Source organism: Methylobacterium sp. J-088, from assembly GCF_022829295.1.
Lineage (GTDB): Bacteria > Pseudomonadota > Alphaproteobacteria > Rhizobiales > Beijerinckiaceae > Methylobacterium.
In genome coordinates, this window is sequence record NZ_JAKSYH010000090.1 from 1 (window position 1) to 15,914 (window position 15,914).

16 protein-coding genes are annotated in these 15,914 nt (G+C 67.5%); 8 read left to right on the plus strand and 8 right to left on the minus strand.

Going from position 1 to position 15,914, the window contains the following annotated elements; translation table 11 throughout:
* The first annotated feature begins 389 nt into the window (after window positions 1–389).
* Window positions 390–641: a hypothetical protein gene (locus MKK63_RS10395; RefSeq protein WP_244001332.1), complete on the plus strand. Its 252-nt coding sequence runs from the start codon at window positions 390–392 to the stop codon at window positions 639–641.
* Window positions 642–650: 9 nt separating this feature from the next.
* Here the strand turns inward: MKK63_RS10395 and MKK63_RS10400 are convergent, their stop codons facing one another.
* A complete protein-coding gene (locus MKK63_RS10400; RefSeq protein WP_244001334.1) occupies window positions 651–1,637 on the minus strand; it encodes a catalase family peroxidase in 987 nt (328 codons plus the stop codon).
* A 158-nt stretch (window positions 1,638–1,795) separates the two neighbouring features.
* Window positions 1,796–4,102, minus strand: coding sequence for a lytic transglycosylase domain-containing protein (locus tag MKK63_RS10405; protein WP_244001336.1), 2,307 nt, complete (start codon window positions 4,100–4,102; stop codon window positions 1,796–1,798).
* Window positions 4,103–4,302: 200 nt separating this feature from the next.
* Between MKK63_RS10405 and dapA the strand changes: the two genes are divergently transcribed.
* The 3 genes from dapA to MKK63_RS10420 all read left to right on the plus strand — a co-directional run bounded on the left by dapA (window position 4,303) and on the right by MKK63_RS10420 (window position 6,340).
* Window positions 4,303–5,202 (plus strand): 4-hydroxy-tetrahydrodipicolinate synthase, encoded by a 900-nt coding sequence (dapA, locus tag MKK63_RS10410; protein WP_243925801.1) that lies wholly within the window; start codon window positions 4,303–4,305, stop codon window positions 5,200–5,202.
* 28 nt (window positions 5,203–5,230) lie between these two features.
* A complete protein-coding gene (gene smpB / locus MKK63_RS10415) occupies window positions 5,231–5,704 on the plus strand; it encodes an SsrA-binding protein SmpB (RefSeq protein ID WP_244001338.1) in 474 nt (157 codons plus the stop codon).
* Window positions 5,705–5,770: 66 nt separating this feature from the next.
* A complete protein-coding gene (locus tag MKK63_RS10420; protein ID WP_244001340.1) occupies window positions 5,771–6,340 on the plus strand; it encodes a peroxiredoxin in 570 nt (189 codons plus the stop codon).
* A gap of 4 nt (window positions 6,341–6,344) precedes the next feature.
* Here the strand turns inward: MKK63_RS10420 and MKK63_RS10425 are convergent, their stop codons facing one another.
* The 3 genes from MKK63_RS10425 to rpoZ form a co-directional block, all read right to left on the minus strand.
* On the minus strand, window positions 6,345–6,986 hold the full coding sequence (locus tag MKK63_RS10425; RefSeq protein WP_244001342.1) for an NYN domain-containing protein: 642 nt from the start codon (window positions 6,984–6,986) through the stop codon (window positions 6,345–6,347).
* A 350-nt stretch (window positions 6,987–7,336) separates the two neighbouring features.
* Window positions 7,337–9,601 (minus strand): RelA/SpoT family protein, encoded by a 2,265-nt coding sequence (locus MKK63_RS10430; protein WP_244001410.1) that lies wholly within the window; start codon window positions 9,599–9,601, stop codon window positions 7,337–7,339.
* Between the two features lie 202 nt (window positions 9,602–9,803).
* Window positions 9,804–10,214: a DNA-directed RNA polymerase subunit omega gene (gene rpoZ, locus MKK63_RS10435; protein ID WP_244001344.1), complete on the minus strand. Its 411-nt coding sequence runs from the start codon at window positions 10,212–10,214 to the stop codon at window positions 9,804–9,806.
* Window positions 10,215–10,452: 238 nt separating this feature from the next.
* On the opposite strand from rpoZ, the gene fabD reads away from it, so the two are divergent.
* The 4 genes from fabD (at window position 10,453) to fabF (ending at window position 14,352) form a co-directional block, all read left to right on the plus strand.
* Complete coding sequence (gene fabD, locus MKK63_RS10440) at window positions 10,453–11,397, plus strand: ACP S-malonyltransferase (RefSeq protein WP_244001346.1); 945 nt, start codon at window positions 10,453–10,455, stop codon at window positions 11,395–11,397.
* 124 nt (window positions 11,398–11,521) lie between these two features.
* Entirely contained in the window at window positions 11,522–12,259 is a 738-nt protein-coding gene (gene fabG / locus MKK63_RS10445; RefSeq protein WP_244001348.1) for a 3-oxoacyl-[acyl-carrier-protein] reductase, read from the plus strand.
* Between the two features lie 332 nt (window positions 12,260–12,591).
* Window positions 12,592–12,831, plus strand: coding sequence for an acyl carrier protein (locus MKK63_RS10450; protein ID WP_007559070.1), 240 nt, complete (start codon window positions 12,592–12,594; stop codon window positions 12,829–12,831).
* Window positions 12,832–13,089: 258 nt separating this feature from the next.
* Window positions 13,090–14,352: a beta-ketoacyl-ACP synthase II gene (gene fabF, locus MKK63_RS10455; RefSeq protein ID WP_244001350.1), complete on the plus strand. Its 1,263-nt coding sequence runs from the start codon at window positions 13,090–13,092 to the stop codon at window positions 14,350–14,352.
* 32 nt (window positions 14,353–14,384) lie between these two features.
* Here fabF and MKK63_RS10460 read toward each other — a convergent pair whose 3' ends face one another.
* From MKK63_RS10460 to MKK63_RS32200, 3 genes are all read right to left on the minus strand, one after another.
* Complete coding sequence (locus MKK63_RS10460) at window positions 14,385–14,915, minus strand: TIGR02391 family protein (RefSeq protein WP_244001352.1); 531 nt, start codon at window positions 14,913–14,915, stop codon at window positions 14,385–14,387.
* A gap of 2 nt (window positions 14,916–14,917) precedes the next feature.
* Complete coding sequence (locus MKK63_RS10465) at window positions 14,918–15,592, minus strand: DUF5343 domain-containing protein (RefSeq protein WP_244001355.1); 675 nt, start codon at window positions 15,590–15,592, stop codon at window positions 14,918–14,920.
* A 156-nt stretch (window positions 15,593–15,748) separates the two neighbouring features.
* Window positions 15,749–15,859, minus strand: a complete 111-nt coding sequence (locus MKK63_RS32200; protein ID WP_409564501.1) for a YidB family protein — start codon at window positions 15,857–15,859, stop codon at window positions 15,749–15,751.
* Window positions 15,860–15,914 lie beyond the last annotated feature (55 nt).

Consider the following 15,914-nt stretch of genomic DNA (forward strand, 5'->3'; position numbering starts at 1 on the left):
GGTCCGGTCGCGGGGCCCCTCCTCGGCGTTCTGAGTTGGCGGCGTAGACCATCGATGAGCTGCGTGCGGCGCCTATCCGGGTTGCGAAAGAGCGAGCCCTTTCTGTGGTGCAGGGCATTGCCTTCGTGGGTTCGGGCCGAGCCCGATATCGGGGCCCCGCCCCGACACCCCGCCAAAGGGCATGGCCCTTGGGGAGCCGTGTCGGTGGGGCGGGGCAGGTCCTTGCTGGGTTGGGGGGGACCCCGATGTCGGGGCCCTGCCCGGACACCCCGCCAAAGGGCATGGCCCTTTGGGATCCGTGATCCCAGAGCGCCCACGCCGGGGAACGCTCCCGGATGCAGCCCGGTTGGTCCGGCAAGCCCGCCTCGCCGATGAACCGCGGAGGTCCCGTGAGACGCCTGACACACACCGCCCTCCTGGTCGGCCTCGTAACCTGCGCCGCGGGGGGCACCCACGCCGCGGAGGGCCAGAGTGCCGGTTCCGCCGCCGGTCGCAAGGATGGCGCGCCCACCACCAGCATGGGCGCCGGTGGACTGACCGGAACCGGCGCCACCCAGAATGGGGCTCGCACCGGAGCCGACACGGCGCCGAAAGGCAGCGCGAAGCCGCCCTCGGCGCCGGCCGCCGGCACCACCCGCTGATCCGGTCGGTTACTGCGAGCGCCGGCTGAACGAGACCGCGTAGGCCTGCACCCGGGCGTCGATCAGCGGATCGTCCGAGACCTCGATGCCGTCGGTGAGGTTGTTCGGCATGAACAGCAGCGCCTTCTCGGCCTCGGCGCTGTTCGGCACCGCCTGCGAGACCGTCAGCGTACCGAGATCGACCGTCTTGCGGTCGTTCGGCCAGGGCTTGGTGGCGTCGTTGGTCGGGTCGCCGGCGTCAGCCAGCTGGGCCAGGACGTGGAACTTCGCCGGCTCCTTGGCGATGCGAGGCCCGATCTCCCCCATCAAATAATTCGGATCGCGCTTGGCCGCCTCCTCCGGCGGCAGGATCTCCTCGCCCTGCACCGGCTCGATGCGGAAGCGGAACGGCTGGCGCTTGCCGTCCTTGTCCACGAAGATGAAGGCGTTGACGCCGTTATAGGTCTGCCGGGCGAAGCTCGATGGCGTCTTGGCGGTGCCGCCTGCCGTAGCGGCGGCCGGGTGGGCCGCGGCGAAGCGCTCCAGCGCGGTCGGATGAGCCGCGTCCGGGCCGCTCTCGGCGACCGCTCTCAGGAGGTCGCGGAAGTCTTCTCCGGTGGCGACCGGGAAGTACTTCAGGGAGTTGGTGACGACGTCCATGTCCGAGCCGTCGCTGAGCTTGAACTTGAGCGACAGCCCGTGCGGGTTGGCATTGGCTGCACCGTCCGGGATGGTCGGCACGCCGGTGGAGTCGGAGAAGCGGATCGTCACCGGCACCGCCGGTCCCTGGAACAGGGAGGCCTTGCTGATCTTCGCGGCCTCCGCCGACGGGGTGAAGCTGCCCTCGGCGACCACGCCCTTGGCGTGATTGGCCCGCGCGCCCGGATGCTTGCCGAACAGCGTGTTCATCGCATCGACCGTCTGCTCGGCCGTGGAGGCATCCTGAGCCAGGGCCGGCGCAGCGGTCGCGAGCGCGGTGCTCAGCAGGAGGGCGAAACCCAATCTCGAATGCAGCATGAGGATCCTCTCGGCAGCGATGGCCCGCCCGGGCCCGGTCAACAGGGACCGGACCATCTTCTAGGGAGCCACACGCTGGAGGCACAACCAAAAGCTATGCCGCTGCGGCGTGCGGGTTGCGTCCTGGCGGCGCTCATCCGCTCGCAAAGGCGTCGACGCTACCGCGCCCCGCGATGCAGGTCGCCGTCGATCAGGAGTGCGCTGCGGCTGTCGAGCCGGGAGCGGTAGACCTGCAGGTTCTCCATCACCCGCTGCACGTAGTTGCGCGTCTCGGTGAAGGGGATGCGCTCCACCCAGTCGATCACGTCGACGCCCGGCTTGCGCGGGTCGCCATAGGCGTCGATCCACTTCTTCACGTTGCCGCCGCCCGCGTTGTAGGACGCGAAGGCCAGCACGTAGGAGCCGCGCCAATCCTCCATCAGCTCGCCGAGATGGGCCTGCCCGAGCTTGGCGCAGTAGGCGGGATCGCTGGTCAGGCGATCGACGTCGTAGGTGGCGGCAACTCGGCGTGCCGTGCGCTGGGCGGTGGCCGGCATCATCTGCATCAGGCCCCGGGCGCCGACGCCCGACTGGGCGCGGGGGTCGAACTGGCTCTCCTGGCGGGCGATCGCGTAGACCATGGCCCGTTCCACCTGCGGCACTGCCGTATAGGTCTCGTAGGCCGGGATCCCGATCGTCGGGTAGGCGTGGGCGTCGAGCGGCAGGCCGCGTTGGACCGCGAGCTTGCCGATCGCCACCAGGGCGCGGGGATCCTTCATGTCGGTGGCGAGGTCGCCGAGCGCCTGGATCTCGCGCGGGTCGGACAGCTCCCGGGCGGCGTCGATGTAGAGCGGCAGGGCGAGATCCTTGATGCCGGCCTCGCCCAGCATCCGGAGGGCCCGGATGTAGAGCCGCCCCTCGAAGGCCTGCCGTTCAGGCCCTTCGAGATCCGCGGGCGCCCGCAGGGGCAGGCTGGTCTGGCCCAGCTGCGCCCGCGCCACCTGCCCGTAATAGGCGATCGGCTGCAGGGCGGCGCGCTCGTAGTCGCGCTTCGCCTCGTCCGACCGGCCGAGCGCCTCGGCCGTCCGCCCCTGCCAGTAGGCGGCCCGCGCCACCGAGATCGGGCTCTCCGCGATGGTGGCCATCCGGGCGAAGTGCTGTGCGGCGGCGGCCGGATCGCCGGTGAAGCGCAACGCGATCCAGCCGGCGTGGAACTCGGCCTCGATCCGCTTCTCCGGCGAGCGTGCCGCCGGGGCGCTCGCGACTCTGTAGGCCGTCTTCGCGTCGCCGAGGTCGAGGAGCTTGCGCGCCACGATCCGGCGCTCGACCCACCACTCGTCGCCGTCGACCAGCACGTCCGGGTTGGTTGGGGCTGCGGCTAGCACGGCGGCGGCCTCCTCGGGCTTGTCGGCCCGGCGGAGATACTGCGCCCGGGAGAAGATGTAGGAGGCATCCCCGCGCAGCGACGGCGGCACTGCGGCAAGCGCCGTTGCGGCCCCGGACGACTTGTCCTCCACGGCCCGGCGGGCGCGCACGAGGCTGGCATAGGAGCCGCCCGCGTAGCCGGCCGCCCGGCCGGCGCTGTCCCAATCATCCTTCAGGAGCGCCCGCTCCATCCGGAAGCGGTGATCGACCCGGGTGAGCGCCTCCGGGAAGGCATCGAGCACCTTGGCCTCGAGGCTGCGCCCGAAACTCTCGGCGCGCCAGAGGTCGCGGACCATCTCGGCGGCATCGGCCTCGTAGCCGTCGGCGCGGAGCGCCAGCGCCAGGGCGAACTTGCCCGGCGCGCTTGCGGGCTTCGCCGTGGCGAAGAACGCGCGGACCGTCGCGGGGGGCTTCCGCTCGGAGAGCAGCGCCTCCTCGGCCCGGCGGCGCAGCAGGGGGCCGGCCGGCCAGTCCGGATTGGCCCGGGCGAACGCGATCGTGCGGTTGAACCCGATGCCCGCGCCCGCGCGGATCGCCACCCATTCGAGCAGCGCCTTCGCGGCTGGATCGGTGAAGCCGTCGCGCATCCGGTCGCCGTCGGCGACCCGGCCCTTGCGGTAGAGGTCGATCGCGCCGCGCAGCAGCGTCGGATCGGTGTCACCGGAGATTTTTGGACGCGCGGGGTCGGGCACTTCGGGGACCGGGGCCGCCGGGGCGACGGCCGCGTCGGGCATCGGGAAGGCCACCGGGGCGTCCGGGTCGGCCGACGCATAGGCCGAGGCCGCGGCCGGCAGCGGCCGGGCGGGTTCCTCGCCCTTCTCGTCGCCGGAGGCGTGGACCGGATCGAGCTTCAAGGCGTCGGCCGCGACGGGGTCGGCGGCCTTCCCGGCCTCCGCACCGCGGATCTGCGCAGCCGAGAGGGCGGCGTCGCTGGCGGGGGGCGTCGGCTGCGTCGCGGGGGCGTCCGGGACCGCCAGCGCCACGCCGACGGTGGCGATGAGCGCGGCCACAGCCAGAGACGTGCGCTTCGGGGCCAGAGTCGCGGCGGCGGATCGGATCACGATGTCCCCCTGCTGATCACCGGGGCGGGAAAGAGTGAGGATCGGACGGCGACCATAAAGATCGCGTTAACCGTCGCGACGATCTGTTTGCGCGCCGTGGCCCGACCGCCTATGTCTGCCCGTCCGCGCCCGTACGGTGCGGACCACGCGCGGCGCCGAGAACGCCGGATTCCCGATAGGGACCCTTTGGGACGCCTGAGATGACCGAGATGACCGGGAGCCGCCTGCGGGGCTCGCTCACCGCGCTGGTGACGCCCTTCCGCGACGGGGCCTTCGACGAGGCCGCCTTCCGCAAGTTCGTGCGCTGGCAGATCGAGCAGGGCAGCCACGGTCTCGTGCCCACCGGCACCACCGGCGAGAGCCCGACCCTGACCCATGCCGAGCACGACCGGGTGGTCGAGTCCTGCATCGACGAGGCGGGTGGGCGCGTGCCCGTGGTGGCGGGCGCGGGCTCCAACTCCACTGCGGAAGCCGTCGCACGGGCGCGGCACGCCGAGCGCGCCGGGGCCGACGCCGTCCTGGTGGTGACGCCGTACTACAACAAGCCGACGCAAGAGGGCCTCTATGCCCACTTCAAGGCCGTCAACGATGCGGTCGGCATTCCGATCATCATCTACAACATCCCGCCGCGCTCCGTCGTCGACATGAGCGTCGAGACGATGGCCCGGCTCTTCGAGCTGAAGAACATCGCCGGCGTGAAGGACGCGACCGCCAAGATCGACCGCGTCAGCCAGCAGCGTCAGGCCATGGGGCCGAACTTCCTCCAGCTTTCAGGCGAAGATGCGACGGCGCTCGGCTACAACGCCCAGGGCGGCCACGGCTGCATCTCGGTGGTGGCGAATGTCGCCCCCCGGCTCTGCGCCGACCTGCAGGAGGCGACGCTCTCGGGCGACTACGCCAAGGCGCTGACCATCCAGGACCGGCTGTTCCCGCTGCAGACCGGCCTGTTCGCCGAGGCCAACCCGGCGCCGGCGAAGTACGCGCTGGCCCGGCTCGGCCACATGACCGAGGAGCTGCGCCTGCCGCTGGTGCCGGTGACCGAGCCCACGAAGCGCATCGTGGACGCCGCCCTGCGGCATGCCGGCCTGCTCGAAGGCTGATCCGCAAGGCTGAGAGAGTCACACAGAAATGGCCCCGAAACCGGAGCCCGGCCGGCGCATCGTCGCCGACAACCGCGCCGCGCGTTACCATTACACGATCGAGGACACCCTCGAGGCCGGCATCGCCCTGACCGGCACCGAGGTGAAATCCCTGCGCGGCGGCAAGGCCACGATCGGCGAATCCTATGCCGGCCCCTCCGGCAACGACCTGATGCTGTTCAACGCCTATATCCCGGAATATCTGGAGGCGAACCGCTTCAACCACGAACCCAAGCGCCCGCGCCGCCTGCTGCTGCATCGCCGCCAGATCAACAAGCTGATCGGCGCGACCCAGCGCCAGGGCTACACGGTGGTGCCGCTGAAGATCTACTTCAACGACAAGGGGCGGGCGAAGGTCGAGCTGGGGCTCGGCAAGGGCAAGCAGGCGCACGACAAGCGGGAGGCCGCCAAGGAGCGCGACTGGCAGCGCGACCGGGCGCGGCTGCTGCGGGACCGGGGGTAGCGACGGACGGTTCTTCTGCCCGACCCGAGATCGGGATAGGCTCATGGTCTCCGAGCGGAGCGACCCATGCCATCCAATCCCGACGTCCTGCCCGCGGACCTCCCCGTCCCCGCGGATGACGGCGCAGCCGATCACCTACGCGGGATGCGTCTGCCCGACGTGGCGCTGACCGCCACGGATGGGCGCACGATCTCCCTGGCCAAGCTCTCCGGCCGCACCATCGCCTACGCCTATCCTCGAACCGGCGAGCCGGGACGGCCGGGCCTGACGCCCGATTGGGACGCGATCCCCGGTGCCCGGGGCTGCACGCCACAAGCCTGCGACTTTCGCGACCGCCATGCCGAACTGAAAGCCCACGGCGTCGCCCAGATCTACGGTTTGTCGACCCAGACCAGTGCCTACCAGCGGGAGGCCGCCGAGCGGCTGCGCCTGCCGTTCCCGCTTCTCTCCGATCCGCACCGCGCCTTCGCGATGGCGGCGCGTCTGCCGGTCTTCGAGGTCGGCGGCCAAGTGCTGCTGCGCTGGCTCACCCTGGTGATCGACGACGGCGTGGTCACGCACCTGTTCCACCCGGTCTTCCCGCCGGACCAGAGCGCCCGGCAGGTTCTCGATTGGCTCGGCGGAACGGGCGCCTGAGGCGCTATTCCTCCTCGGAATCCGGCTGGCGGATGCCATAGCGGTTCTCCAGGCTCGGGCTCGGACGACCCTCGCCGCGGTAGCGGCTCGACGAGTCGCCCGCGGTCCGCGCCGGCCGCTCGCTCGGCTCGCGTCCGATCCGCCCCGCGAGGCTCGCCAGATCGACGAACTCGTCGGCCTGCCGCCGCAACTCGTCGGCGATCATCGACGGCTGTGTCTGGATCGTGGAGATCACCGTCACCTTGACGCCGCGCCGTTGCATCGCCTCGACCAGCGAGCGGAAATCGCCGTCGCCGGAGAACAGGATCATATGATCGATATGGGCGCTGAGCTCGAGGGCGTCGATCGCCAGCTCGATGTCCATATTGCCCTTGTATTTCCGCCGCCCCATGGAATCGGTGAATTCCTTCACCGGCTTCGTCACGACGCGGTAGCCGTTATAGTCGAGCCAGTCGATCAGCGGACGGATCGAAGAATATTCCTGATCCTCGATCATCGCAGTATAATAGAACGCGCGAAGAAGATTCTCCCGCGATTGAAATTCCTTGAGCAGTTTTTTATAGTCAATGTCGAAGCCGAGGGCCTTGGTGGTCGCGTAGAGATTGGCGCCGTCGATAAAGACTGCGCTGCGTTGATTTGCTGTCATGAACAGTTCAATTCCTGAAACATTTGGGGTGACGGGAAATCATATTCAGAAACGGTCATGCTTTGACCGCGGCCTCGGGCCGGGGATGTATCGGCGCGATCGACCGTCGCTATGCTCTGCAATCCGGGGCGATAAGCGCGGTCGTTCTCCGGTGACCGTCGCCCGGGCAATTCGACCATTCGTCTCAAATGCGTCCGTGTCAAGCTTAACGGCGGCCTTGTTGCGGTAAACATCGGTGATAACGGGCAGTACAGTCGCGGAGATCCATCTTTGTCAGATGGCCGACCGTTTTCGGAAGACTTACTGACGTTGAGAGCGTCAACTTGAGATGCGCAACCCAGCGGGTGGGCCTAACCGTTCACACGCTCCACGCTGTTCACAGCACGCTTGCCGCGCAGTTCTGCAATGATTGCATTCAGGTGTTGAAGATCCCAGACCGACAGATCGATGGTGATGTCGGTAAAGTCCTGCGTGCGCCGCTTCATCGAAATATTATCGATGTTGCCGTCATGATCGGCGATCACCTGAGCGATCTGCGCGAACACCCCCGGCTCGTTGATCGACTTGAGCGCCAGCCGGGCGGGAAAGCGCTCTCCGCCGAGCGCCTCGGTGTCCCAACGGACGTCGAGCCAGCGCTCCGGCTCGTTGTCGAAAGCGGCGAGCGCCGCGGACTGGATCGGATAGACGGTGACGCCGACCTCGGGGGTCAGGATGCCGACGATCCGGTCCCCCGGGACGGCGCCACCATTCGGCGCGAAGGTCACCGGCAGATCGCCGGCAAGGCCGCGGATCGGGATCGCGTCGCTGCGCCCCTCGGCCACTCCGTCCTTGCCGTCGGCGCCCGGGAAGGTCAGCCGCATCGTCTGGTCGGCGGAGCGCACGAGGCGGCCGGCACCGCCGGCCGGCCCCGGTACGGCGGCTGGCCGGCGCTCGTCGCGGTGGTCCGGATAGACGGCCCGGACCACGTCGCCCGAGAACATCTCGCCGCGCCCGACGGCGGCGAACACGTCCTCGGTGGTGGCGCGGGCGAGCCGTGGCAGGGCGCCGCGCAGCTTGTCCTCCGAGAAGGTCTTGGCGGCGCGCTCGAAGGCCCGATCCAGGATCTGGCGGCCGAGACCGGCATATTGCCGGCGCACCGCAGCCCGTGTCGCCCGGCGGATCGCCGCCCGGGCCTTGCCGGTCACCACCAGGGATTCCCAGGCGGCCGGCGGCGAGGCGCCGTCCGAGCGCATGATCTCGACCTCGTCGCCGTTGGCGAGTTCGTGCAGCAGCGGCGCCATCCGGCCGTTGATCTTGGCCCCCACCGCGGTGTTGCCGACGTCGGTGTGGACCGCGTACGCGAAATCGATCGGCGTCGCGCCCCGCGGAAGCGCGATCAGACGGCCCTTGGGGGTGAAGCAGAACACTTGATCCTGGAACAGCTCCAGCTTGGTGTGCTCCAGGAACTCCTCCGGGCTGTCGCCCTCGGCGAGCAGCTCAATGGTCCGGCGCAGCCACTGATAGGCGCCGCTCTCGGCCGCCAGCTTCGGGTGGACGCTGCCCTCGCCCTCGCGGCGAACCGGCTCCTTCCCGAATTCCTGACCGAGTTCCTTGTAATGGGCATGCGCGGCGATGCCGTACTCGGCGATGTCGTCCATGGCGCGGGTGCGGATCTGCAACTCGACGCGTTGGCTCTTCGGCCCGATCACCGTGGTGTGGATCGAGCGGTAATCGTTCTGCTTCGGGGTCGAGATGTAGTCCTTGTACCGCCCCGGGACCATCGGCCAGCTGGTGTGGACGATGCCGAGCGCCGCGTAGCACGCCTGCACCGTATCGACGACGACCCGGAAGCCGAAGATGTCGGAGAGCTGCTCGAAGGCGACCGACTTGCGCTCCATCTTCGACCAGATCGAGAACGGCCGCTTCTGCCGGCCGTTGACCTCTGCGGTGATGCCCTGCGCGCCGAGTTTCTCGGTCAGCACCTGTGCGATGGTCTCGACCACGCTCTCGGACTTGGCGGTGAGCCGGGCGAGCCGCTGCGTGATGGTGGCGTAGACCTCCGGCTCGATGTTGCGGAAGGCCAGATCCTCCAACTCCTCGCGCAGCTCCTGCATGCCCATGCGGCCGGCGAGCGGCGCGTAGATGTCCAGCGTCTCCTGCGCGATGCGGTGGCGCTTGTCCTCCCGCATGTGCTGGAGGGTGCGCATGTTGTGCAGGCGGTCGGCGAGCTTGACCAGCAGAACGCGCACGTCCGCGGCGACCGCCAGCAGCAGCTTGCGGAAGTTCTCGCCCTGCGCGGCCTGCTTTGAGACGAGGTCGAGCCGCTTGAGCTTGGTCAGCCCGTCGACCAGCGCGCCGATCTCCGGCCCGAACAGGCGGCGGATCTCTTCAAGCGTCGCCTCGGTGTCCTCCACGGTGTCGTGCAGGACCGCGGCCACGATGGTAGCGTCGTCGAGGTGGAGATCCGTGAGGATCGCGGCGACTTCGAGCGGATGGGCGAAGAACGGGTCGCCCGAGGCGCGCTTCTGCGTGCCGTGCGCCTGCATGGCGTACACGTAGGCGCGGTTCAGCAGCGCTTCGTCGGCGGTCGGGTTGTAGCGCTTGACCCGCTCGACGAGCTCGTACTGGCGCATCATCCGCCGGGACGGGGCTGGCTCCTGGGAGGGACGCGGGGTCGGGATCACGCGCGATTGTTCCGCAACCGCCGTCTCGGCGCCAGCCCCCTGTGGCGGGGACGTGCCGTTCGTCGCCGGGGCAGCCTCGGAACGAGAGAACCCGGCGTCTCCGCCGGGCCCGGTCGTGGTCAGGTCGTGCGCGTCCAGGCCCACGTCTTCCGGCTCACTCGCCCTCGTCGTCGGTCTCGACCGGCGGGGCGAGGTTTTCGAGACCGCGCAGCAGATCTTCCTCGCTCATGCGGTCGAACTGGGGAGCCGCATCGTCGCTGGAGGATTGCGGCGCCACCGCGGCGGCGGCCGGCGAGCTCGACAGCAGCGGCACGGTCTCGGCCTCCGGCTCGTCCACCTCGACGTATTTCTGCATCGAGTGGATCAGCTGCTCCTTGAGGTCGTCGGCCGTGATCGTCTCGTCGCCGATCTCGCGCAGGGCCACGACGGGGTTCTTGTCGCGGTCGCGGTCGACGGTGAGAGGGGCGCCGGCGGCCAGCAGGCGGGCGCGGTGGCTCGCCAGCAGAACGAGCTCGAACCGGTTCTCGACCTTCTCGATGCAATCTTCGACGGTGACGCGCGCCATGCGGGGCGGCTCCTTGGGCTTGAGCGACGGGTGATGTCGGGTATGGGCGCACCGTACACCGGATGCCGTTGTGCAACAAGCACAGCGGCTTGCGCAGGGCGCACGCCCGCCGGCGGGGCCGCTGCATGGTGCGGCGCATTGTTGACACCTGCGGCAACGGGTGCGAGTCCGCCCGCCATTCCAGAGGTTCAGCCGACACGGGCGGCGCTCGCGCGCCGCGGAGCGATCAAGACCGGATATGCGCGCACTCATCTTCCCCGGCCAGGGCAGCCAGGCGGTCGGCATGGCGCGGGACCTCGCGGCGGCGTTCCCGCAGGCGAAGGCCGTGCTCGACGCGGTCGATGCCGCGCTGGGCCAGAACCTGTCGCGCCTGATGTTCGAGGGGCCGGCCGAGGCATTGACCCTCACGACCAACGCCCAGCCGGCCCTGATGGCGGCGAGCCTCGCGGTGCTGCGGGTGCTGGAGGCCGAGCGCGGCCTGGACCTGACCCGCGACGTCGCCTGCGTGGCCGGCCATTCCCTGGGCGAGTACGCGGCTCTGGCCGCCGCCGGCAGCCTGACGATCGCCGATGCCGCAAAACTCCTGCGCCTGCGCGGCGCGGCCATGCAGGAGGCGGTGGCGCCGGGTGTCGGAGCGATGGCGGCTTTGATCGGAACCGATCTCGAAGCAGCGCGAGATGTCGCCGAAGCAGCCGCTCAGGAAGCCGGCGGCGGCGTGGTCTGCGACGTGGCCAACGACAACGGCGGCGGTCAAGTCGTTCTGTCGGGCGACCGGGCGGCGGTGGAGCGGGCCATCGGCCTCGCCGCCGGCCGCGGGATCAAGCGCGCCGTGCTGCTCAACGTCTCGGCGCCGTTCCATTGCCGGCTGATGGCTCCGGCCGCCGAGGCCATGGCCAGGGCGCTGGCCGCCGTGCCCCTGAACGCCCCGCGCGTCACCCTGTACGCCAACGTGACGGCCGCGCCGGTCTCCGATCCGGAGGCGATCCGCAAGGCCCTGGTCGCGCAGGTCACCGGAACGGTGCGCTGGCGCGAGAGCATCGCCGCCATGGCGGAAGCGGGCGTCGACAAATTCTATGAGCTTGGCGCCGGCAAGGTGCTCACCGGCCTCGTCAAGCGCATCGCCCCCCAGGCTGCGGCCAGCGCGATCGGCACGCCGGCCGACGTCGCGGCCTTCGCGCTGTAACGGTTTTCCGAAGGGCCAAGCCCTTCGGCGGGGTGTCGGGGCGGAGCCCCGATGTCGGGCTTTGCCCTGCACCCGCAGAAGGCCTCGGCCTTTCGAAACCGGACGACTTTAAGAGGAGCCCTGCATGTTCGATCTCACCGGCCGCAAGGCCCTCGTCACGGGTGCCACCGGCGGCCTCGGGCAGGCGATCGCCCGGTCGCTGCACGCGCAGGGCGCGCATGTCGCCCTCTCGGGCACCCGGCAGGCCGCCCTGGAGGCGCTGGCCGCCGAACTCGGCGCGCGCGCGAGCCCGGTGGTCGCCGACCTCGCCGACAAGGATTCGGTCGAAGGCCTCGTCCCGGCCGCCGAGGCCGCGATCGGCCCCCTCGACATCCTCGTGAACAATGCCGGCATCACCCGGGACAACCTGTTCATGCGGATGAAGGACGAGGAATGGGAGCAGGTGCTCGCCGTCAACCTCACCGCCGCGTTCCGCCTGTCGCGGGCGGCCGTGAAGGGCATGATGCGCCGCCGCTTCGGGCGGATCGTCAATATCGGCTCGGTGGTGGGCTCGACCGGCAATCCCGGCCAGGGCAACTACGCCGCCGCCAAGGCCGGGCTCGTCGGCCTGACCAAGGCGCTCGCCGCCGAGGTCGCCTCGCGCGGGATCACGGTCAACTGCATCGCCCCCGGCTTCATCACCTCGCCGATGACCGATGCGCTCAACGACAAGCAGCGCGAGGGCATCCTGACCCGGGTGCCGGCCGGGCGACTCGGCGAGGGCGCCGAGGTGGCGGCGGCCTGCTTGTACCTCGCCTCCGCGGAAGCCGGCTACGTCACCGGCCACACGCTGCACGTGAACGGCGGTATGGCGATGTACTAGGATGTTTATACTGGTCCTGGCCGCCTCCAAACCAAGGGGAATCAAGTGCTCCGGCACGCAAACGCCACACCGGTGAAGGGTTTCTGAACGGGCCCTCGCCAGGGCGGGAGCCCTGTGCTACCAACCCCCCGCAGCCGCGCAGGGGGTTGACGGTTCAGCGGGTTTTCAGTCCAAGGGCCTCCCGGTGGGGGCATCTCGGTGCACCTTGCCGGTTCACCGTCAGAAGCACGCGCGATCGGACACTGGCCGCTCAACAAGCCCGCAGGGGCGCGACGCGGCCAAGCACCACCCCGAGAAGACTGACAGACCAAAAGGACGAGGACGGAAGACCGATGAGCGATATCGCTGAGCGCGTGAAGAAGATCGTGGTCGAGCATCTGGGCGTCGAGCCCGAGAAGGTGGTCGAGAGCGCCAACTTCATCGACGACCTCGGTGCCGACAGCCTCGACACGGTCGAGCTGGTGATGGCCTTCGAGGAAGAGTTCAACGTCGAGATCCCGGACGATGCGGCCGAGACCATCCAGACGGTCGGCGACGCCGTGAAGTTCCTGGAGAAGAACTCCGCCGCCTAAGAGCTGCTCACGAAACTCCCGGGCACCGGGAGTTCTCCCTCTGATCGCGACAGCGCAGCGGGAATTGCGTGAGAGGCTCTCAGGCGCCGGGATTTTTCGGTTCACGCGGCGCGGGTGAGGCGAAACAGCCCCCGCGCCGTCATGCGTTTCAAGGCGCGCAGGCGTGATGCGTCCCGTCGGGACCGAATCCGCCTCCGGCAGTTATAGACGATGCGCTCCGGCGGCGGCCCGGATGCGCCTCAAGACGGGACGAGTGCGATGCGGCGGGTGGTGGTCACGGGTCTGGGGATGGTCACGCCGCTGGGCAGCGGGGTGGCGCACACCTGGAGCCGGCTGATCGCGGGCGACAGCGGCGCCGGCCCGATCCGCGGCTTCGAATCCGCCGACCTGCCCTGCCGGATCGCCGCGCAGGTCCCGTTCGGCGACGGCACCGACGGCACCTTCAACCCCGACGCGGTGATGGAGCCCAAGGAGCAGCGCAAGGTCGATCCGTTCATCGTCTTCGCGATGGCGGCGGCCGACGAGGCGCTGAAGGATGCCGGCTGGCATCCGAAGAGCCACGAGGACCAGTGCGCCACCGGCGTGCTGATCGGCTCCGGCATCGGCGGCATCGGCGGCATCTACGACGCCTCCGTGACCCTGCACGAGAAGGGCCCGCGCCGGATCTCGCCGTTCTTCATCCCGGGCCGGATCATCAACCTCGCCTCCGGCCAGGTCTCGATCGCCCACGGGCTGAAAGGTCCGAACAACGCCGTGGTGACGGCCTGCTCCACGGGCGCCCACGCCATCGGCGACGCGAGCCGCCTGATCGGGCTCGGCGATGCCGACGTGATGGTGGCGGGCGGCGCCGAATCGCCGGTGAACCGCCTGTCGATCGCGGGCTTCTCCGCCTGCCGGGCGCTGACCACGGGCTTCAACGACACGCCGGAGAAGGCCTCGCGCCCCTACGACCGCGACCGCGACGGCTTCCTCATGGGCGAGGGCGCCGGCATCGTGGTGCTGGAGGAATACGAGCACGCCAAGGCCCGCGGCGCGCGGATCTACGCCGAGGTGGTGGGCTACGGCCTCTCGGGCGACGCCTATCACATCACCTCCCCGTCCCCGGACGGCGACGGTGCCTTCCGCTGCATGAGCGCGGCGGTGAAGCGGGCCGGGATCTCGCCCGCCGAGATCGGCTACATCAACGCCCACGGCACCTCGACGCCCATGGGCGACGAGCTGGAGCTGAAGGCCGTGGAGCGCCTCCTGGGCGACGCCGCCGCGAACGCCACCATGTCGTCCACCAAGAGCTCGGTCGGCCACCTGCTGGGCGCCGCCGGCTCGGTCGAGGCGATCTTTTCGATCCTCGTCCTGCGCGACGGCGTGATCCCGCCGACGCTCAACCTCGACAACCCCTCGGTCGACACCAAGATCGATCTGGTGCCGTTCGAGGCGAAGCGGAAGCCGGTGGATGTCGTGCTGTCGAATTCTTTCGGATTCGGTGGGACGAATGCCAGCTTGGTGATGCGGCGGGTCAGCTGAAACTTTATTGCTGCGGCGGATTCTTAAGTAAATCACTTAGGATCCGCGGCCGTCTTCTTCCTCTTCTTTTTGGCGATTTTGGCTTTCTCTAAAAGATGGTTGGCTAGCGATAACAGTTCCAGGGCCCTTTCCGGATCATCGTCGAACTCATTTTCATGTGCTCGCGGATTTCTGACCCCTTGCATGGCGCCAGCGAATATCCTCATGTATCCCGCCTGCTCATCCTTCTGTGATGCAGAATAAAATTCATTTAGGCATAATATTGGACTATTTGGTGAGAACGCTAGTTCCATAAGCTTCACGCCGTCTTGGCCAGGAATTCGCACCCTGCGTTTAATATAATTATTCACATATTTGAATGCTTCTAAAACAGCATCTTGATAATGACCTGCGCTGAAGCGCGACTCTGTATGCCTTCTTAGTTCTTCATCTTTAACGCTGGCTAGATAGCGTTCCGCCAGTGTAATTGTTCGTTTCGGTGGGGACAGGAGCGGCTGCCCCCCTAAGCCAACTCGCTTTACGATGGCCGAGATCTCACGAGCGAAGGCGATAACCGGAAGCATATCTATTGATTTCTAAGATGTTTTGCCATACTTGCGAAAATCATCTCAATTTGCGAGTTGGTCGCGTCTGCCGAAATATGTATTTGTATATTGAGATTTATCGATGTTTCGACTTCAGGTCGGCTTGATCTGTTACCTTGATTCGGTCGTGGCACTTCTGATCCTGGGCTTTCAGGCACACGAGCGGCAGCAACCTTTTTGGTGGGAGCTGATTTTGATGCAATTGCACTTGAACGACGAGGTGCTTGGTTCGGATCTTCGCTAGGAACTTTACCGGCTGCCAATATAATATACACAGCGGCTTTTCGCTTTGCTGCGCCGGCGCCCAATTTTTCGTGCCTGCTGATCCAATTGATTATCTTATCTTCTTCAGGGTCGGGGGGCTGGCCAATCTCTATCAACTCTTCTGGATAAGAGTTTTTTAGCAAATACAAGCATACTTCTTTGTATTTATCATCATCCCGCCAATCATAAGCTATATCAGCCGGCGTTGCATCAGCATTTAGGAGTCCTATTCTGATAAAATTTCCTAAATACTTGCTAGCGGATTTCTCATTAACGCCGATCATTGTTGACAAGTAAGTGTCAGTTACCTTTTTAGGAATGGATTTCTTAAATGCGGAGCGAAGTTTCCACCACATGCTTACCGGAAATTCGGGTAAATTCAGGTCTGCCACGGTATAGTTACCTTCTGACACTACCTAACAGTTGTTCAGCAGATTTGGACGATATTGCAACTTAAAATTTTAGATATCCACAATCAGATTCTGGGCGGCTTGGATATGAAAGTCGGTAGCTAAAACTGGTAATAATGCCGTTAGTTTAGGTTAGGATTACCACCCCCGCCGCTCCGCCTCCCCTTGCACCCGCCCCTGCGGGGTGAGCGTGTGCACCACCTCCGGCAGCGCCTGGGCCAGCTGCGACAGCAGCGTCTCGCGGTCCATCCCAGTCTGCTACTGGAGGGTGTCCACCGTGTCGGGGCCGAGCGCCCGGGCGAGC

Bases quoted from the DNA above. Each gene is read 5' to 3' on its own strand.
- MKK63_RS10400 (WP_244001334.1), bottom strand. From the start codon at position 1,637: ATGCTGCATTCGAGATTGGGTTTCGCCCTCCTGCTGAGCACCGCGCTC.
- dapA (WP_243925801.1), top strand. From the start codon at position 4,303: ATGACCGAGATGACCGGGAGCCGCCTGCGGGGCTCGCTCACCGCGCTG.
- smpB (WP_244001338.1), top strand. From the start codon at position 5,231: ATGGCCCCGAAACCGGAGCCCGGCCGGCGCATCGTCGCCGACAACCGC.
- MKK63_RS10420 (WP_244001340.1), top strand. From the start codon at position 5,771: ATGCCATCCAATCCCGACGTCCTGCCCGCGGACCTCCCCGTCCCCGCG.
- MKK63_RS10425 (WP_244001342.1), bottom strand. From the start codon at position 6,986: ATGACAGCAAATCAACGCAGCGCAGTCTTTATCGACGGCGCCAATCTC.
- MKK63_RS10430 (WP_244001410.1), bottom strand. From the start codon at position 9,601: ATGATGCGCCAGTACGAGCTCGTCGAGCGGGTCAAGCGCTACAACCCG.
- rpoZ (WP_244001344.1), bottom strand. From the start codon at position 10,214: ATGGCGCGCGTCACCGTCGAAGATTGCATCGAGAAGGTCGAGAACCGG.
- fabD (WP_244001346.1), top strand. From the start codon at position 10,453: ATGCGCGCACTCATCTTCCCCGGCCAGGGCAGCCAGGCGGTCGGCATG.
- fabG (WP_244001348.1), top strand. From the start codon at position 11,522: ATGTTCGATCTCACCGGCCGCAAGGCCCTCGTCACGGGTGCCACCGGC.
- MKK63_RS10450 (WP_007559070.1), top strand. From the start codon at position 12,592: ATGAGCGATATCGCTGAGCGCGTGAAGAAGATCGTGGTCGAGCATCTG.
- fabF (WP_244001350.1), top strand. From the start codon at position 13,090: ATGCGGCGGGTGGTGGTCACGGGTCTGGGGATGGTCACGCCGCTGGGC.
- MKK63_RS10460 (WP_244001352.1), bottom strand. From the start codon at position 14,915: ATGCTTCCGGTTATCGCCTTCGCTCGTGAGATCTCGGCCATCGTAAAG.
- MKK63_RS32200 (WP_409564501.1), bottom strand. From the start codon at position 15,859: ATGGACCGCGAGACGCTGCTGTCGCAGCTGGCCCAGGCGCTGCCGGAG.